A 19286-nucleotide genomic window follows, 5' to 3' on the forward strand; every position below is an offset into this window, starting at 1 on the left:
GCTAATTTATTATTGTCAAGAAGTTTTCTTTTATTTATATAGATTTTCACCATTTGTGGAAATCACATCTTTATACCAGTAATAGCTGTCTTTTTTATAGCGATTCAACGTTCCTCCTTCTTCGTTGCGATCCACATATACAAATCCATATCGTTTCTGATATCCGTTCAGCCAACTTAGCAAATCTGTAAATGACCATGTACAATATGCTAACACTTCACACCCTTCTTCGATCGCCTCACCCAGTGCTTTCAAATGCTCTTTCAGATACTCAACACGATATACGTCATGAACTGCGCCATCCTCCTCTAATTTGTCAAATGCCCCCAATCCATTTTCGGATATGATAATCGGCAGCGCATAGCGGCTCGTGATTTCGCGACAGCAAAATTGAAGTCCTTTCGGATCAATGCTCCAATCCCAGTCTGTTGTCATAAGATACGGATTCGCCGGATTTTTATAAATTCCGGGAATTCCGATTTCCTGTGCAGTTCCTTTTTTCCCTGTTGTGTTCATTGTTCCATACGGCGTAACACCATCTAATGGATTGTATTCACATACGCAGCTCTGGTAATAATTTACACCCATAAAAGTGATCTCTTTTGCAGCTTCTTTCAAAATTTCTTCATCACCGCTTTGCATTTGAGGCGCAATTTTCTTTTTCTTCAAATAGGTCATTGCCGCTTTCGGATATCGTCCATATGCATAGACATCCATCCACCAATAATTTTTCAAATCATCATAATTGCTTTTTGCCATTGCATTGATCGGCTTACAATCCAGCGCATAAGAAGGTGTGTATGCAAAGCTTGCTCCGATCTCACCTTTGTATCCCAGCTCGCGATAAGCAAGAACCGCTTTTGCATGCGCCATAAAAGCGTGATGATTTACTTGATAAAACATCTTCTGATCGTCAAATTTTCCCGGCGGATGTTGCGCTGTCAGCCAGCCAAGTGAAGTGAAAATATTCTGTTCATTTAATGTAATCCAATATTTTACCTTGTCTCCCCAGTTTTGGAACAATGTCTTTGCATAGGTTACATAATCGTCAATAATTTCCGCGCTCTCCCATCCGCCATAGGAATCCACAAGCGCCTGTGGCAAATCCCAGTGAAAGATTGTCACCATTGGCTCAATGTGATTTTTCAGGCACTCATCAATCACATCCCCATAAAAAGCAATCCCTTTCTCATTGATCTCGCCTTTTCCTTTTGGGAAAATTCTCGCCCACGAAATGGAAAACCGGTATGTTTTCAATCCCATCTCCGCCATCAGCCTGATATCTTCTTTATAGCGGTGATAATGATCAACCGCAACATCGCCTGTCGTCTCTTTGTATGTCTTCCCCGGAATTCTGACAAACTCATCCCAGTTTGTCATTCCTTTTCCATCTTCCGCATATGCCCCCTCAATCTGATATGCTGCTGAGGCGCTTCCCCATAAAAAGTCTTTTGGAAATGCTGTTTTTTCGATCTGTTCCATCATTTTTCTCCTCTCACACTTACTATCTGATTGTCAAAATTGAATCTAACACGTTTGCTTTTCCTGTTTTTACAGCTTTTATTTCTTGATATCGGTTTGTATTTGAAATAATCACCGGTGTCATAAGATCATACTCCTGCTCTATTTTCTCCTTTTCAAAAGTAAGAAGCACATCTCCTTTTTTTACCTCATCGCCTGTCTTTTTCATCGGATGAAAATACTGACCTTTTAAGTTAACAGTATCGATACCAACATGGATCAGCAGCTCCACACCTTTATCACTCGTTAAACCTACTGCATGACCAGTTTCAAACATCATATCTACTTTACCGTCAAATGGCGCATATACAACACCTTCAGCCGGAACCACCGCAACCCCTTTTCCTAAGATTTCCTGTGAAAAAGTTGCATCCTTCACCTGATTTAACGAAACAATTTCTCCTGCTAATGGGTTTAAGACTGTAATCTCTTCGCCATCTGTCAACTCTGGTTCTTCTTTTACTTCCTCAAAATACTCTTCTTCGTCATCTTCATCTACAACATCTTCAAACCCGATTAGCATAGTAGCAATAAATGCAACTATCACTGTGATCAAGATTGTGAGCGCTGCAATCAAAAGACTCATCGGACGGCTTTCTTCCACATATTGAACAATCGTTACAATCGCAGGTGTGGCAATTCCAAAGCATTTCAGTTGGAAGAATCCTCCAAACAAACCACCTGCCACAGCCCCGATACATGCTCCAAGCATTGGCCGTTTCAATCGCAATGTTACTCCGTAAAGAGCCGGCTCTGTAATTCCCGCAAGAAGTGCTGAAAATGCTGAGGAACCTGCAATCTGTTTAAAATCTTTATTTTTACTTTTGATGGCAACTGCAAGCGATGCCGCTCCCTGTGCCATATTGGAACAAAGTTCTCCAATACAAATAAAATTCTCATATCCTGTTGTTGCGATCATGCCAAGTTTAATCGGTGTAAATGCATGATGCATTCCCGCCATGACTACAAACGGATAAATACCTGCAACGAGTCCGACCGCAATAAAGCCTAATTTATCATGAATGAAATAAACCACATCCGATAAAACATTTCCGCAAATAGCACCAAGTGGTCCTAATATGATCAATGCAATCGGCGCCTCTATCAATACGACAAGCATTGGTTTTAAAAAGTTTTTCGTAATGACCGGTGTGATTTTATCCACAAATTTTTCTACATATTTCAGTGACCACACTGCTAAAATAATCGGAATGACCGAATAAGAATAGGTTGCGTATGTCACAGGTATAAGGCCTAAAAATCGAATTGTCTCATTTGCATCGTGCGCGGTTGTCATCATACTGATGAAATTAGGATGCAGCATAATCAATGCAATACTTGCCGCATAATATACATTCGTGCCAAATTTTTTAGATGCAGACACTGCAATGAGAACCGGCATGAAGAAGAATGCACCATCTCCTATCACAGTTAAGAGTTGATATGTATCTCCACTTGTATTTAGCACTCCAATCATTGGCAGCAATGTCAAGAGCACTTTGATCATCGCAGCTCCGATAATCGCCGGAATGACAGGAGTCATAATTCCTGAAATCGTATCCATTAACATGGTTAAAATATTTTTCTTCTCAGTGCTGTTTTCCTTCTTTTTCGGTACTTGATTTGAAAATTTCCCCAATTTGTTCAATTCTTCATAGACATATCCCACATCATTTCCTATGATGATCTGATATTGTCCTCCTTTCTTCATAACCCCCATAACACCTTTTGTCTTTTTGACCGCCTCATCATCTACGATGGACTCGTCTTTCAAATTAAAACGAAGTCTGGTCATGCAGTGTACCAGTCCGGTAACATTTTCTGCTCCACCTACACGTTGTAAAATTTTCTTTGCTACGCTTTCGTAATCCATACTTTTTTCCCTCTCTTCATTGCTTATTGATTTTAATATAAAAAAGACTCGACCACAAAAAGACGCCATTTCCCGGGATAGCCTCTTTTTATGATCAAGTCTTGCTTAACTGAATAATAACAAACTTAATAATTCTATTCTATTGTTCATCTAGTATTCGTTTTATATGAATCAACAAATATAATTGTTCGTCAATACTCAACGTATAATCATATTGTTTTTTGATCAGCGTGGACACTTTCTCCACACCTTTATATGCGTATGCATTCTGTTCTACCATAACATCATAAATCTCATGCATACTATCTTTATATGTTTTTCCACTAAAAATTCTTGCTGAAAAGAATTTTAAATGTGTGAGAAATCTCTGATAAGAGACTGAAGTTTCATCAAACTCTATTTTGAAATGAATTCTGATAATCTGCATAATCGCATTTATCAATTCTACAATCTTTCTCACAACCGGTGTGTCACTACTCTCCATCTCTGATGAAACAATATGCATAGCAATAAAAGCCGCCTCATCATTTTCCAGTGAAATTCCTGTTTCTTCCTGTATCCACTTTACAGTTCTTTCTCCCAGTTCATATTCTTTCGGATAGAATTTCTGAATATCCATCTTTATCATATTCTTTAGATGAATACCTTCGGCATGTCTTTCAATCACCGAATTAATATGGTCTGTCAGTGTGATATACAACACTTCATTTATCTTCAGATGGTACTCCGTTTTTGCTGCCTGCACTACTTTTCCTACAATTTCAAGATATCGTTCCGATATCGCCTTAACAATTTCCTGTAATGTGTGATTCTTGTCATGATCTTCCAGGCAATATATCTTATCAATCAGAGTATCGTCTATACACTCACCTTTTTTCTTTTTAAACCCAATCCCGGGACCTGTGATAATCACTTCTCTTTTCTTTTCATCGATTGTCACAACGGAGTTTGTGTTCAAAACTCTAAGAATCTTCAATCTGCGTGCTCCCTCCTATAGAATAAAAAAACTGCTTATAATACCGCTCTCTAAAGTATTATAAACAGTCTTGCTTACCCTCACGTAATAACAAACTTAATATCTGTAACTAGGATAACAGTACGCTCCCTATTTGTCCATACCCTTTTTTATTTTTATTGATTTTACACAGTTTTATCTTTCTGTTTTTATGCATGTTCTCTAAATATTTTCGGTTAATGTTTTCCCACCTACGTTGTCAAAAAATGCACGCATGGAACTGGTCACCATCTGAAACATTAATTTTGCCGCATCTTCCGGAGATTTATCCTCGCCTTCTTCCAGCCATGTTTTCACAAATCCCAGACATCCATTCCAGCAAAATGAGTAAAAATACTTCATCTCAGCAAGCTGCTCAGGCAGCATATCTCCTCGCACATGCCGACTATATTGTTCCAAAAAGTTTTCAATTCGGCTCACAAACGCAATATCCCCGTGAGGCCCCACAAGCGCACAGCCAATTTCCCTGTTTGCTGCCAGCACCCGGAACATATCCTGCATAAAAAAATAAATACTTTTTTCTCCTTCCTCAATCGGATGCTCCTGAATTGCTCTCCCCATCTCTTCTAAAATCTCATCTTCTATCTCTTTGAGCATTCCTGGAATATCAGAATAATGGAGATAAAAGGTTGAACGATTAATATCCACTTTATCAACCAACTCTTTCACCGTAATTTCTCGAATACTCTTCTCCCTCATCAACTGTGCCAGTCCGGCTCTCAACTGGCTTTTTGTCTTTCTGACTCTGCGATCCATTTTCTTCTTTCCTTTCCTTATTTTATATAATTTTATATGTATCCCAACATTTTTTTTCATATCTGTCTATAATTCAACATTTCCCTTAACTATTAATGGTTGTAAATCGATTTTTTCATTAATATAATACTTTTTGTTAAAAAAATCAACATGGTATCTATTTACTAGAATATTTTTAGAAAAGAGGCTTGTATTTTATGAAAAAATCATTTCGAATTTTCCGACGCGACTTATCAAGACTTATGCATAATCGGGCCGCAATTCTTGTCACAATAGGCGTCTGCCTGCTGCCATCGCTCTATGCATGGTTCAATATTGCAGCCAATATCGATCCATATGGCAATACATCCGGTATCAAAATCGCAGTCGCCAACAATGACACGCAGGCAACTGATCAAGATATCACAATTAATGCCGGACAGGAAATCTTAGATAATCTGAAAGAAAACAAACAACTCGGCTGGGTGTTTACCTCCGAGAAAAAAGCAGTAGACGGGGTTAAATCAGGCAAATACTATGCTGCCATTGTAATCCCGAAAGATTTCAGCAGTTCTCTGCTTAGTATCTTATCCGGAAATTTAAAAACTCCGGAACTAGACTATTATATCAACGAAAAAGTAAATGCGATCGCACCAAAAATAACAAGTAGTGGTGCCAGCACGATTCAGGAAGAGATAAACAGTACATTTTCCGCTGTGGCATCGGAGTCTGTCTCCTCCATACTTAAAGAATCTGCCGGAAAGCTGTCCAACACACTTGGGACAGTAAATTCCAATGTAATTGCAATGCTCAATAAGACTGAGAACAACCTTGCGTCCTACGAAAAGATTCTTCTGACCTTTTCTTCTGACACTGCCAGTGCGCAGTCTTCCATTGCAAACGCTGCCAAGACTTCAGAATCTTTAAAAAATTCAGCGACATCAGGTGCTTCCGCACTTGAAAACTCTATCTCAATCCTAAAGGACGCCAGAAGTGCAGCTGGAGATTTTTCTTCCGCTCTCTCTAGTTCTGTTTCACAAGGTGAAAATCTCCTTGGACAAGCAAGCAGTTCCATCTCTTCAGGACTTGACAGTCTGGAATCCAAAGCTCAATCTGTCAATAACTCTATTGGCAATGCTTTAGATGCCGCAAATTCTGTCACCGAGTTAAACGGAAAGATTTTAGCTGATTTGGAAGAACTCAGCTCTTTCTTACCTGACAAGATTACGGAAAGTATCCAAAAACTTCAAGCACAAAATCAGAGTAATCAGGAATTGGTAAATTCTTTGACTGCCGGAAACAAAGGTATTTCAGATGCTATTTCAACTGCATCTACTTCCCGAAAAGAGATTGCCGGAATTGCTTCTGACAGCATCGACAGTCTTCATACCTTCCGTTCTACACTGGATCAGAATGTACTTCCTCAGCTGAATCAGACCTTAGATCTGTTTTCTTCTGTAACCGGTGAACTGACAGGACTTCTAAATGGTGTTCCTGCCACGGCAGATCAAATGAATGGAATTCTGTCACAACTTGAAAAGAGCCTTAAAAGTACAAACGAAGCACTTGACGGCACAAAAACCGCTCTGCAGAATGTTCAGGGGCACATTGATACCATCCAGACAGATATCAATGCACTGGCAAGTTCTGATGCTTTTCAGACACTGCTCTCATTAGAAGGGGTCGATGACAAGTCTGTTGCTTCCTTCATGTCTTCTCCTGTAGAGATTCAGACAGAACGACTGTATCCGGTAAAAAATTACGGTTCTTCCATGACACCGTTCTACACGAACCTCGCTATTTGGGTAGGCGGAATCGTACTGATTGCCATATTTAAAATGGAAGTAGACAAAGATCACTCCATGCGCAATTATGGTTCTGTTTCTCTTTACTTCGGACGTTGGCTTTTGTATGTAACTGTAGGTGTCGTACAGGGAATTATCGTTACTGCCGGCGACATTTTCCTTCCGGGTGTACAATGTACTAATCCGGCAGCATTAATACTGACGGGAGCAGTCTGCTCTTTCGTATATGTAAATATTATTTATGCTCTTTCCCTTACATTCAAACATATCGGAAAAGCATTGTGTGTCATACTGGTAATTCTGCAGATTCCAGGTTCCTCCGGAACCTATCCAATCGAGATGACCCCTGCCTTCTTCCAAAATCTGCATCCATTGCTCCCATTTACTTATGGTATCACTGCAATGAGAGAATGTATTGCTGGAATGTACGGGAGCACTTATATACATAATCTGCTCATTTTACTACTGTATGTGCCAATCTCCCTTTTGATCGGACTTGGTATCAGACCTCTTTTATCTGGGCTCAACCGACTGTTTGATCAGAAATTAGCCGAGACGGAATTGATGATCGGCGAAACGCCAACTGAAGTGGTAGGAAAAAAGCTACAGCTTTCTATGCTTCTTTCTGCTTCGTTGTCACAAGAAGAATTGCAGATACAAACCGCTTCCAAAGCACAGGCATTTGAAAAGAACTATCAGAAAATGATAAAAATTGGGTTCCTTGCTATTTTGATTGTTCCTCTGATTTTCCTGATTTTGATGTTCAGTCTGGAATCCAAACTCGTATTCCTTGTTCTTTGGATTCTATCCATCATTTTGATTGCAACATGGCTTATTATAGTGGAATATTTCCACAGCGCATTTGCCAATCAACAGAAACTCGCAGGTATGTCTTTCAATGAAATGCTGGAATCATTCCGCAAAAAGGAGGAGGAGTAAGACCATGAAGAATATATTTCAGATTTTTTATCACGACATCAAGAAAATCCGTAAAAACGTCATTGCGTTGATTGTTATTCTCGGAATTACCATTGTTCCTTCCCTCTATGCGTGGTTCAACATTGCTGCAAGCTGGGATCCATATGGAAATACAGGAGACTTGAAAGTTGCTATAGCCAGCCAGGATAAAGGGTACGACGGTGAACTGATTCCGGTCAAACTAAACTTAGGTGATCAGATTCTATCTGAATTGCACGAAAACACACAACTCAATTGGGTCTTCACAAATGCAAAGGATGCTAAAAAAGGAGTCAAGTCAGGACGTTACTATGCAGCATTAGTGATTCCAAAAGATTTTAGCCAGGACATGATGAGTCTTTTTTCTCCTGATGTCACACATCCTAAGATCACTTACTATATCAACGAAAAAGAAAATGCAATTGCTCCAAAGATAACAGACAAGGGGGCAACTGCTGTACAACAACAGGTAAACAGTACCTTTACAGAGACTATCTCTAAGACTGCCTTAGAAGCATTCCAGTATGTTGCTGATATCTCTAAGCAATCCGGAGACAAAACATTAACAGATAACCTTGCGGCATCGCTTGCAAATATCTCACAGGATTTGTCCTCTGCCGCCGGCACTGTACAAGCATTTTCAGATATGTCAGACGCCGCTTCCCTTATGCTCGATACAACTTCTGAGTTTCTCGAACAATCCGGAAACGGAACACAGGACAGCCTGAATGCGCTGAACGATGCAGGAGATGGCATCAGTTCTCTCACTTCCGCAATTACCGGAACTACCACCGCTGTCAATCAGGCATTGGCAGACAACAAAAAGTTTTATACAGCTGTCTCAGACGCTTTAGACTCTGCTCTTAGTTCTTTTTCTTCTGACAGTGACGCAGCTGCATCAGCACTTTCCTCTGTCGGAGACCGGGTGCAAAAGCTTATAGACGGCTATACTTCCCTGTCCGATTCATTGACTGCACTCAAAGAGTCTTATCCTATTCTGACTCCTTCTGTAGATGCAATCAATCGGCGTATTGCTGAAGCAATCGAACATCAGACATCTATCAAAAATGAACTAGATTCTGCACAATCGCAAATCACCGGCACTACCCAAGATGCCACCGCTTTAAAAGCAGATGTCGATCGTCTGATTGCCGACAGCGTTCAATCGATTACAGATGTCAAAAATAGTTTTGAAACAAATGTAAAAGATGAACTTGACAACTTAGCAAACAATGTTGATAATACCGGATCTTCTGTCTCAACATTATTACAGCAGCTGAATAACAGTGTATCCAACATCTCCAAAGCATCTGATAAATCAGCTTCAAATTTATCAGAAGTACACAGCACACTAAATGAATCAGCCTCATTACTTTCGGATCTTTCCGAAAAGCTAAGTTCTGCTTCTCAGATTATGACATTCTCCGGAAGCGACGGCATGGCTATTCTGACCTCTCTGCTGTCAGAAGGTTCCGAAAGCGTCTCTGCTTTCCTTGCCTCTCCTGTCAGTCTGTCAGAGCATGCTATTTACCCAATCAGCAACTACGGTTCTTCCATGGCACCGTTTTACTCAACACTTGCAATTTGGGTCGGAGGCATTGTATTAGTTGCCATGTTAAAAGTAACCGTAGCGGAAAGTACCGTTTCCAAGCTCAGAAATCCGAAAGCTCACCAGTTGTATATCGGACGTAGTATCCTTTTACTGGGTGTCGGACTTTTACAGAGCGGACTCATTTGTCTTGGAGATTTGTTCTATTTGCAAATTCAATGTGAACACCCATTTTTATTTCTCCTTGCCGGATGGTTCACAAGTATTGTCTATGTGAGCATCATCTATGCTTTGACTGTTTCATTCGGAGATATCGGAAAAGCAATCTGTGTTGTTCTGCTTGTTATGCAAGTTGCAGGAAGTGGTGGAACCTTCCCAATTGAAGTTGCACCGGAATTTTTCCAAAAAGTATATCCGCTGCTTCCATTTACTCACAGCATGAACGCCATGCGCGAATGTATCGCCGGATTCTACGGAAACACTTATTGGAAAGAACTTGGTACACTTGCTCTCTTCCTGATACCGGCATTACTTCTTGGACTTGTACTTCGTAAGCCAGTTATCCGACTTAATGACGCTTTTACAGAGAAATTAGAGAGCACACATCTCATCTAATATATCAGCAGCGGGAATCACAAAAACTAGTGGTTTCCGTTGCTTTTTACATGTTGTATCATCCCTGCGACCTCCTCATTCGCATTATTTACAGTCAACACAATATCCGGATGACGATTCTGAAACACTCTAAATATCTCATCGGCAAATCCTTGTCCCATAAAATCAATTTCCGAAAAATCAAAAATCACTTCTTTAAATTCTTCCAAGCGACTCAGAATTCTCCTCGCCTGCGATCTTGCAACCGGTTCGCCCTGACGACAAAATTCTTTCATTGGAATCAGAGTCTTTACAACCCCTTCCCCAAGAGGCGCAAACATATCAAACACTTCTCGTGCCGTCCTCTTCGTATCATTTTCCAATTTCATCTGCACCATCGTTCCAATACGATTCAATTTTGTATAATAAGCAATCAAATGACTTCTTACAAATTTTGCTTCATCATCACACCGATTACTATACATCACATCTTCTGACCACAAGGCAAATTGCGCAAGCATCTTGGAAGTAAAAAAGATGCCCTCTCCGGAATGACTCTCTGGACTCGTTGTGAATTTTCCTTTATACAATTCCATCCTTGCCTGTGCCGTGTCCATCTTGATATGAAGCTGCTGATCGGCATATTGTCGAATACTGTTAAAAATTCCAATCCCGTCATCTGCAATGGAAATTTCTGTATACAGTACATCTTTCTTCACCTTACAACAGATCCTTTTTGCCTTCGCATGTTCAATTGCATTATTCATCATCTCTGTAAACGCATAATACCAAATCTTTCTAGAATTCTCGGAAAGATCATTTAAAATCGGGAATACTTTGTCAAAGTAAAATGTATCTTCTTCCAAGTCTTCAACATTGTCCACCTCCCACTCTTCTTCCACAGTAATCAAGCAATATCCACATTCTTTATCCGCATTCGGAACGATGATTTTTTGTTCCACACACTCTTTCAGATATCTTTTTACAGTCGTAATAGAGACCTCAAAGTTTTCCATCGTTTTCTGGGCATATGCGCCATCATCCTGACGAATCTTCTCTAACATATACTTTTTAATCCATTCTCTTTTTTCTTCTGTAAATGACATTTTCTCACCTTCATTCAAACTTTATTTTTATATATACAAACTATATCATCTTTATTTTTGAATTTCAATACAATAAAATATAATTTTAAATTTGTTTATTGTTTCCAATATCCTGTTATAATATTTTCTAACGCAACAAAAAATTCTCCTGTGATTTCATTTCCTCACAGGAGAATTCCCCAACTTTTTATTATTTTTCATCTTTTTTATATGCCTGTATATAGACAAAATTATCATTTTCTCTTTCCATAGCATAATCCACATTCAATATCGCATCGATCAGATCTTGTCCACCTGATTCCACTGCGGTCACCTCCATCTCAAGTGCCCGCCTTGCGTCTTCCACTGTCAGATCGTCCAAAAATACCTGTTCACCGCTTCTTAGCATGTTGCCTGGAATCAGAAGCGTATCACCAAGTTTCACGCCACTTTCCTTCTTTTCCTTCAGTTGACCGATCAGATCCTGACCGGTAATCAGTCCTGACACGGTAATCGTCTCACCAAAGAAATCATTGCGAATCGCATATACATGAACGGTAAGTCCCGGAAATTCTTCCATCAATGTCTCAGCAAACTTACTGATTGTCTGGTAGGTCAGTTTACCTGTGGCAATTGTAACCGTTCTTGAAAATGATTTCTTCATCTGTTCATATTCCTGACTTCTTCGAAGCTGCTCTAATGCCTCCTGAAATTCATTGATCAAAAGACGCATCATTCCGACACCATTCTCCAGCTGAATATATCCGTCATAGCGTTCTTCTTCCGGGAATTCCCGTCCCGCCAGAATATACCATTCATCACTGGCATGAATAAAATGAAGACCAAATTCCTCATAATATTTCTTTTGGCGGCTCTCGATCATATCGATCACCTGCCCTGCTTCTTCTTTCGTAAATAACTCAAGCGGATACAGGCCTTCTCGGTACTTTGTAATTCCTGCCGGCACCGCAGACACACTTCTCATAAACGGAAGAAATTTTGAGAGATCGTCGATCGTCCGCTCCAGCTCTTTCCCGTCATTGACATTCTTACATACAACAACCTGACCATTCATCTCGATATGGTTTTCATATAGGATATCTAAAAATTTCAGTTTCTCTCCCGCAAAACGATTATGCAGCATCTTACATCGCAATTCCGGATTAGTAGTCTGCACGGATATATTGATCGGCGCCAAATGCATCTGTATGATACGTTCAATATCCGGCAGCTTCATATTTGTCAACGTGATATAGTTTCCCTGCAAAAAGGACAGTCTGGAGTCGTCATCCTTAAAATAAAGTGTCTCGCGCATTCCCGGCGGCATCTGATCAATAAAGCAGAAAATACACTTGTTGCTGCAGGTACGGTATTCACTCATAAGCCCATTCTCGAATTCAATTCCAAGATCTTCATCATAATCTTTGTCAATCTCCAGAAGCCATTCTTCCCCATCCTGTTTTTCGACCAACACTTCAATATATTCATTTTTTATCAAATATCTGTAGTCAAAGACATCCTGTATCGCCTGATCGTTGATTGCAAGGAGCACATCCCCGGCCTCAATCTCCAACTCCTCTGCGATTGAATCCGGATACACCTCTTTAATAACATGTCTTTGTTCTTTCTCTTTCTTATTCAAAACATACCTCTCATCATTCAATTTATTATTTTGCACTTTACATTCCTTTATTATACTTGTTTTCTTAATTGACTTCCACCGGTTATCGCACAAAAATAAAAAAAAGTTGTTCATCTGCTCATAAGACAAACAACTTATCATCTAAAAATTAAAACATTTTAATATATGCGTCACGCTCTGCTCCTACAGAAACATATTTTACCGGGCACTCAATCACTTTTTCAATGTATTGGATATACTCAAGCGCCTCTTTTGGCAAATCTTCTTTTGTGCGGCAGCCACTGATATCGCACTTAAAGCCTTTCATATATTCATATACAGGCTTTGCTGCATTCAATGAATCAATGTCAGAAGGGAATGTATGAATCACTTCTCCGTTCAACTCATAAGCCGTACAAACCGGAATCTCATCCATATAAGAAAGCACATCTAACTTTGTCAATGCAACATATGTGCATCCCTGCATCTTCGCACCATAACGGGAAGCAACCACATCAAATCCACCGACTCTTCTTGGTCTTCCTGTTGCTGCACCATACTCACCGCCTGCCATACGAAGAGCCTCTGCTTCTTCTCCAAACATCTCACATGTAAATGGTCCTTCACCTACACAACTTGAGTACGCTTTCATAATACCAATGCTCTCATCTAATTTTGCAAATGGTGCGCCTGCTCCAATCGGTGCATATGCTGCCAATGTTGTGGACGCTGATGTATATGGATAAATACCAAAATCAATATCACGAAGCGCTCCGAGCTGTGCTTCAAAAATAATTGATTTTCCATCATTCATTGCATCTGAAAGATACTCTGTTGTGTTGCATACAAATGATGCAAAAAATGTACCGTATTTTTCAAGCCATGCAAACATCTCGTCCACCTGAACCGGCGCATTTTTATATCCGCCTTCCACAGTCAGATTCTTCCATTCAAGCACATCTGCAAGTCTTTTCTTCAATGTATCCATGTGAAGCAGATCACCCATGCGGAACGCTTTTTTCATATATTTGTCCGCATATACGGGCGAGATTCCACGACGTGTAGAACCAAACTTTTTATCTGCCAGACGATCTTCCTCCAGACAGTCTAAAAGCTTGTGATATGGCATACAAATCGTTGCTCTGTCACTGATTTTTAAATTCTTTGGAGTTACAGAAACACCTGCTTCCTCCAGTTTTTGTACCTCTCCGTATAAATGTTCCAGATCTATTACCACTCCTGGTCCTAAAATATTCACCGTATCCTCACGGCAAATCCCTGACGGCATCAGGTTCATAATAAATTTTCCTTTTTCGTTGATCACTGTATGACCCGCATTGTTTCCGCCTTGATAACGAACAACTACGTCATAATCCTCGCTCAGAAGGTCTACCATTCTTCCCTTTCCTTCATCGCCCCAGTTCGTACCTACAATCGCTGTTAACATATTTCAAACTCCTTTCAGACATTAATATCCGCTGTAACACTTGGTTCATCCTTAGACTGTTCCAGCACTGGTGCCACAATCTCTTTTAAAAATTTGTCGCATTGATGTGCAGCCATTCCGGTAAATGTCTCCGGCTGCATCAACATCTCAATCTCTTCATCAGAAAGCGCAAATGTGTCGTCGGCTTTGATTCTGTCCAACAAATCATTCTTCTTTCCATACAATTTCACTTGTTCTGCCGCCTTCACGGAATGCTGGCGAATTGCCTCATGCAGAACCTGTCTGTCTCCGTTTTTATTCTTCACGCAATACATCATAATATTCTCCGTCGCCATAAACGGAAGTTCCTCTTCCAAATGCTGTCTGATCACAGCCGGATATACTTTCATACCACGCACTACATTGATGTACAAATTCAAAATTGCATCTACCGCAAGAAATGCTTCCGGTACAGATAAACGTTTGTTAGCCGAGTCATCCAATGTTCTCTCGAACCACTGTGCAGATGCTGTCACTGCGGTATTCTGCAGGTCACAGATCACATAGCGTGCCAAAGAAGCCATTCTCTCACTTCTCATTGGATTTCTCTTATATGCCATCGCAGAAGAACCAATCTGCTTCTCCTCAAACGGTTCATCCACCTCTTTTAAATGGCTCAAAAGTCTGATGTCACTTGAAAACTTAGATACACTTTGGGCAATTCCTGAAAGCACCTGTAAGACAGCAAAATCTACTTTACGTGTATACGTTTGTCCACTTACACTCTGGCATTTTGAAAATCCTATCTTTTCTGCAATCTTCTGTTCTAATAATTCTACTTTTTTCTCATCTCCGTCAAAAAGCTCTAAAAAGCTTGCTCCGGTTCCTGTTGTTCCTTTGCATCCAAGCAGTCTCATACTATCTAATTGAAAGTCCAACTGCTCCAGATCAAACAACAGGTCATTCAGCCAAAGGCACGCTCTCTTTCCGACTGTTGTAGGCTGTGCTGCCTGAAAATGTGTATATGCAAGTGTTGGCAGTGATTTGTATTGTTCCGCGAACTTGCTGAGTGCGTCTATCGCATTGACTAAAAGCACGCGCACTCTCTTTAATGCTGTATGCATTAAAATAATGTCTGTATTATCTCCAACATAGCAGGAAGTTGCTCCGAGATGGATAATTCCAGCCGCATTCGGACATGCATCTCCATACGCATGCACATGCGCCATCACATCATGGCGAAGTTCTAATTCGTACTTTTTCGCAGCTTCATAATCAATATTATGAATCTGTGACTTCATTTCCTCAATCTGTTCTTCTGTGATCGGCAACCCTAATTCTTTTTCGCTCTCTGCGAGTGCTACCCATAATTTTCTCCACATAGAAAACTTCTGGTCTGCCGAAAAAATATTTTGCATCTCATAACTTGCATATCTGCCACATAGTGGCGACTGGTAAATATCTGTTCTCATATTTCCTCCTACTTTGACCTGTCAAATAAAATAGAATAAGACAAAGATACCATGAAAACATCTGTTACACCCTGTTTTCAAGACCCCTTTGTCCTTACGTCAAACATGATATACCTATGAGAAAGTATTGTCAAGTTTTTTGTTTGCATACATTCCTTATTTAAAGCAGATAAGCCGTTTTCTGTTTCATTTTAATAATTTTCAGCCCGAACTTCAAAATAGCTCTGAGGATGAGCACATGTTGGACAAACTTCCGGTGCTTTTGTTCCCACTACAAGATGACCACAGTTTCTGCACTCCCATACTTTCACTTCACTTTTTTCAAACACAGCTGCCGTCTCGACATTCTTCAATAATGCTCTATACCGTTCCTCATGATGCTTCTCAATCTCGGCTACAAGGCGAAATTTTGCTGCCAGTTCCGGAAATCCTTCCTCTTCTGCTGTCTTCGCAAATCCCTCATACATATCTGTCCACTCGTAATTTTCACCTTCTGCGGCTGCTTTCAGATTATCTGCCGTATTTCCGATTCCGTTTAATTCTTTAAACCACATCTTCGCATGCTCTTTTTCATTATCCGCCGTCTTTTGGAATAATGCAGCAATCTGCTCATAACCTTCTTTTTTTGCTACGGAAGCGAAATAAGTGTATTTATTTCTCGCCTCCGACTCTCCTGAAAAAGCACTTCTTAAATTTTTTTCTGTCTCTGTTCCCACATACTTATTGTTCATAAAAATCATCTCCTTACTTTTTAACATATTTATCACTTGGAAAACAGCTTATCTTGCTTCTATTTTAGCACAGTTTTTTCGTGCTGTACCCACTTTTATCAAAATATTTATAAATCTCTTCACCGCCTCATCCGAACTACTTATTCCCTGCTCCGCTATACTCACAATCTTCTAAGCGTTCATCAGGCAAATAACAGGTACGTCTCTCTTTGTCCACTAGCTGTTTTACAAAATCTGTATTTGGATTACGCAAAAGGTCGTCCGGCTTTGCATACTGCTGCACCTGACCTTTACCCATAACAAGCACCTTTGTGCCAAGTTTCAGCGCCTCCGAAATATCGTGAGTGACAAACAAAACGGTGATCCCCGTTTTTTTATGGATTTGTTTCAGCTCAATCTGCAACTGTCCACGAGTAATTTCATCAACCGCACCGAAAGGCTCGTCCATCAGCAGAATCTCAGGAGATGCCGCCAGTGCTCTTGCTATTCCAACCCTCTGCTGCTGTCCTCCCGATAACTCAGCCGGATAGCGCTCTTTCAACTCTTCGTCAAGACCAACCAGTTTCATCCATTTGGAAACTGCAAGCTTGGTCTTTTCCTTATTTTTCTTGTTGATGAGATTCTGAACATAAGAAATATTCTGTTCTACTGTCATATGCGGGAACAAAACGCTCCCCTGAATTACATATCCGATATTGGGCCGCAGTTCTGTCAAGTTTTTATCCAGAATATTGCTTCCGTCTACAAAAATATCACCACTTGTCGGCTCGATAAGACCATTTATCATTTTTAAAACCGTTGTTTTTCCGCATCCGGAAGAACCGATGATCGTAACAAATTCACCCTTTGCAACAGAAAAGTTGAATCTTTCCAAAACAACTTTGTTCCCATATACTTTTTTGATATTTTTAAATTCAATTGCTGTGTTCATTTCTTGTCACCTCATTTCAAAAGATTTGCATTTCGCAAAAACGTTTCGGCTACTTCTCTTGGCTCTTTTCCCTCGCTCTCGACAGCGTAATTCATTTGTGCCATATCTTTATCTGAAATAACCCCTGTAAGCTTGTTAAATATTTCCGCCAATTCAGGATGTTCTTCTAAAACTTCAGAACGAATCACATTTCCGCACAGATAGGACGGATAAAAATTTTTATCATCCTCTAAAACAGTAACATCTGAAACGCTTAGCTGTCCGTCTGTCGTAAAAATGACCATTACATCAATTTTTCCTTCATTGATTGCCTGATATTTCAATCCAATATCCATGTCCATGGTCTTTTTGAATGTGAAACCATAAGCGTCACAAAGAGCATCATATCCATCTTCCCGCTCAAAGAAATCATATTCTGCTCCGAATACAAGCTGTCTTTTTTCAAAACCATATTCCAAGCTGTCCCTGTATATTCTGGATAAATATCAAATTCACCGCTTTCCATTGCAGGCTTAATATTCGACGTGCCTCCGCCGACACCTTGTGTTAATTCCACATTTAAATCTGTATCCTGTTCGATCAGAATGTCCAACATTTCCCCCAACACATATTGTTCTGTCATCGGCTTTGTCGCGATATGTATTGTATCCTGTCTATTAACAGGAAATAATGTGCCAATCGCCATGCACAGGCAAAGTAAACATACGACAATTGCTATTATACGATTTGTCTTTTTCGCCTTTATGCTGCGTCTGCTGATTCGTTTTTCAAAAAAAACAAGCAGAAAATCCATGATCAATGCAAGCAGAGCAATGAGTAAGCTGCCAACCATAGTCATTGCAGCGTTGTTTGTCGTGATACCTCTGTAAATCGCAACACCCAAACCTCCTGCACCTATGAACGAAGCTATACCTGCAAGGGCGATTGTCATTGTAACCATATTGCGAATTCCGGACAAAACAACCGGCATCGCAAGCGGCAGTTTTATCTTGAAAAGAATCTGCATTCTTGTGCTTCCCATACCTTTTGCCGCCTCTAAAATAGCAAGGTCAACATTTGCTATTCCGGTGTGGGTATTTCTTACCATTGGCAAAAGAGCGTAAACCGTCAGTGCAATAACAGCAGTCGCATTTCCAACACCCGAAAAAGGAATTAAAAAGCCAAGCATAGAAATAGATGGGATTGTATATAAAAAATTTATTATTCCCAAAGTCCGTTTTGCTGTCTTTTGAAATTCACTGATCAGGATTCCGACTATGCCACCGAATAAAACAGCTATCACAATAGCAACCAGAGAAATCTCTAAATGCTCCCATAATAGATTCAAAAAGAAAGCCTTTTTTTCTATAAAGACCAACCACATACTCTGTAATACACTTTTGCGGACAAATATCTTCGCACTTTCCACATTGAATACATGCATCTGTAATAAAAAACCCGTTTTCTTTTGTCTTTGCACTTCCGAGCATAAAACCTTCTCTGACAATCGGCTCTTTTCCCAAGTCAAAAAACTCAACAGAACCATTCTCAATGCAGAACGCTTCGAGTACATATCTGCTCTCATTAGGATAAACGGTGTTCATGGACGGATTTTCCTCAAAAATCCTGTCAATCCACTTTCTGTGTTCTTCCAATTTTTCAGCCTTACCGTCTAACCGGATCATTTGAAAATTTTGATTCATTCCAGTAATGGCAACCTGACTGTTTTTGATAATCTGGCTGTAAAAATCTTTTCCTCTTGCGGTGCAAAAGTACAGTTTCTCATTTTCAACCAGCATCACATCAATAATACGAATTTGAGGAAGTCCCTTTTCATCAACTGTGGCAAACGCAACATCCTTTATTTCACGTAATATTTCCAAACATCTCTGAACATTCATATCCATTCCTCCAAGTAATTGTTGTAATATTTTTTGTTACAACAAATCTACCACGTTTCCGTTGTATTGTCAATAGTTACAACCATTTCGT

At 40.0% G+C, this 19286-nt stretch carries 13 protein-coding genes and 1 pseudogene; 2 read left to right on the forward strand and 12 right to left on the reverse strand.

What is annotated here, in order from left to right:
* Positions 1–30: 30 nt before the first annotated feature.
* The 4 genes from BQ5364_RS12290 to BQ5364_RS12305 form a co-directional block, all read right to left on the reverse strand.
* Positions 31–1485, reverse strand: a complete 1455-nt coding sequence (locus tag BQ5364_RS12290; protein WP_004611425.1) for a glycoside hydrolase family 1 protein — start codon at positions 1483–1485, stop codon at positions 31–33.
* Positions 1486–1504: 19 nt separating this feature from the next.
* Positions 1505–3394, reverse strand: coding sequence for a beta-glucoside-specific PTS transporter subunit IIABC (locus tag BQ5364_RS12295; RefSeq protein WP_022250584.1), 1890 nt, complete (start codon positions 3392–3394; stop codon positions 1505–1507).
* Between the two features lie 139 nt (positions 3395–3533).
* The gene (gene licT / locus BQ5364_RS12300; RefSeq protein ID WP_071144393.1) at positions 3534–4370 is read right to left on the reverse strand and encodes a BglG family transcription antiterminator LicT; all 837 of its coding nucleotides are present in this window, start codon (positions 4368–4370) and stop codon (positions 3534–3536) included.
* A 201-nt stretch (positions 4371–4571) separates the two neighbouring features.
* Positions 4572–5165 (reverse strand): TetR/AcrR family transcriptional regulator, encoded by a 594-nt coding sequence (locus BQ5364_RS12305; protein ID WP_083382837.1) that lies wholly within the window; start codon positions 5163–5165, stop codon positions 4572–4574.
* 197 nt (positions 5166–5362) lie between these two features.
* On the opposite strand from BQ5364_RS12305, the gene BQ5364_RS12310 reads away from it, so the two are divergent.
* On the forward strand, positions 5363–7888 hold the full coding sequence (locus BQ5364_RS12310; RefSeq protein WP_044986617.1) for a YhgE/Pip domain-containing protein: 2526 nt from the start codon (positions 5363–5365) through the stop codon (positions 7886–7888).
* A gap of 4 nt (positions 7889–7892) precedes the next feature.
* Complete coding sequence (locus tag BQ5364_RS12315) at positions 7893–10070, forward strand: YhgE/Pip domain-containing protein (RefSeq protein ID WP_022250581.1); 2178 nt, start codon at positions 7893–7895, stop codon at positions 10068–10070.
* Positions 10071–10096: 26 nt separating this feature from the next.
* Here BQ5364_RS12315 and BQ5364_RS12320 read toward each other — a convergent pair whose 3' ends face one another.
* The 8 genes and pseudogenes from BQ5364_RS12320 to BQ5364_RS17500 form a co-directional block, all read right to left on the reverse strand.
* Positions 10097–11155, reverse strand: coding sequence for an STAS-like domain-containing protein (locus BQ5364_RS12320; RefSeq protein ID WP_004611431.1), 1059 nt, complete (start codon positions 11153–11155; stop codon positions 10097–10099).
* Between the two features lie 190 nt (positions 11156–11345).
* The gene (locus tag BQ5364_RS12325; RefSeq protein ID WP_044986660.1) at positions 11346–12776 is read right to left on the reverse strand and encodes a radical SAM protein; all 1431 of its coding nucleotides are present in this window, start codon (positions 12774–12776) and stop codon (positions 11346–11348) included.
* 148 nt (positions 12777–12924) lie between these two features.
* Entirely contained in the window at positions 12925–14202 is a 1278-nt protein-coding gene (locus BQ5364_RS12330) for an adenylosuccinate synthase (RefSeq protein WP_071144395.1), read from the reverse strand.
* 14 nt (positions 14203–14216) lie between these two features.
* Entirely contained in the window at positions 14217–15653 is a 1437-nt protein-coding gene (purB, locus tag BQ5364_RS12335) for an adenylosuccinate lyase (RefSeq protein WP_022250579.1), read from the reverse strand.
* A 191-nt stretch (positions 15654–15844) separates the two neighbouring features.
* On the reverse strand, positions 15845–16384 hold the full coding sequence (rbr, locus tag BQ5364_RS12340) for a rubrerythrin (protein ID WP_022250578.1): 540 nt from the start codon (positions 16382–16384) through the stop codon (positions 15845–15847).
* 136 nt (positions 16385–16520) lie between these two features.
* The gene (locus BQ5364_RS12345) at positions 16521–17315 is read right to left on the reverse strand and encodes an ABC transporter ATP-binding protein (protein ID WP_004611436.1); all 795 of its coding nucleotides are present in this window, start codon (positions 17313–17315) and stop codon (positions 16521–16523) included.
* A gap of 11 nt (positions 17316–17326) precedes the next feature.
* A pseudogene (locus BQ5364_RS12350) lies at positions 17327–18597 on the reverse strand (ABC transporter permease/substrate-binding protein).
* A complete protein-coding gene (locus BQ5364_RS17500) occupies positions 18551–19195 on the reverse strand; it encodes a pyridoxamine 5'-phosphate oxidase family protein (RefSeq protein WP_136017826.1) in 645 nt (214 codons plus the stop codon). Before BQ5364_RS17500 ends, BQ5364_RS12350 begins: the two are co-directional and overlap by 47 nt.
* Positions 19196–19286 lie beyond the last annotated feature (91 nt).

Origin of the sequence: Coprococcus phoceensis (genome assembly GCF_900104635.1) — a bacterium.
Lineage (GTDB): Bacteria > Bacillota > Clostridia > Lachnospirales > Lachnospiraceae > Faecalimonas > Faecalimonas phoceensis.

Coding starts and splice junctions, on each gene's coding strand:
- BQ5364_RS12290 (WP_004611425.1), bottom strand. CDS start 1,485: ATGATGGAACAGATCGAAAAAACAGCATTTCCAAAAGACTTTTTATGG.
- BQ5364_RS12295 (WP_022250584.1), bottom strand. CDS start 3,394: ATGGATTACGAAAGCGTAGCAAAGAAAATTTTACAACGTGTAGGTGGA.
- BQ5364_RS12305 (WP_083382837.1), bottom strand. CDS start 5,165: ATGGATCGCAGAGTCAGAAAGACAAAAAGCCAGTTGAGAGCCGGACTG.
- BQ5364_RS12310 (WP_044986617.1), top strand. CDS start 5,363: ATGAAAAAATCATTTCGAATTTTCCGACGCGACTTATCAAGACTTATG.
- BQ5364_RS12315 (WP_022250581.1), top strand. CDS start 7,893: ATGAAGAATATATTTCAGATTTTTTATCACGACATCAAGAAAATCCGT.
- BQ5364_RS12320 (WP_004611431.1), bottom strand. CDS start 11,155: ATGTCATTTACAGAAGAAAAAAGAGAATGGATTAAAAAGTATATGTTA.
- BQ5364_RS12330 (WP_071144395.1), bottom strand. CDS start 14,202: ATGTTAACAGCGATTGTAGGTACGAACTGGGGCGATGAAGGAAAGGGA.
- purB (WP_022250579.1), bottom strand. CDS start 15,653: ATGAGAACAGATATTTACCAGTCGCCACTATGTGGCAGATATGCAAGT.
- rbr (WP_022250578.1), bottom strand. CDS start 16,384: ATGAACAATAAGTATGTGGGAACAGAGACAGAAAAAAATTTAAGAAGT.
- BQ5364_RS12345 (WP_004611436.1), bottom strand. CDS start 17,315: ATGAACACAGCAATTGAATTTAAAAATATCAAAAAAGTATATGGGAAC.
- BQ5364_RS17500 (WP_136017826.1), bottom strand. CDS start 19,195: ATGAATGTTCAGAGATGTTTGGAAATATTACGTGAAATAAAGGATGTT.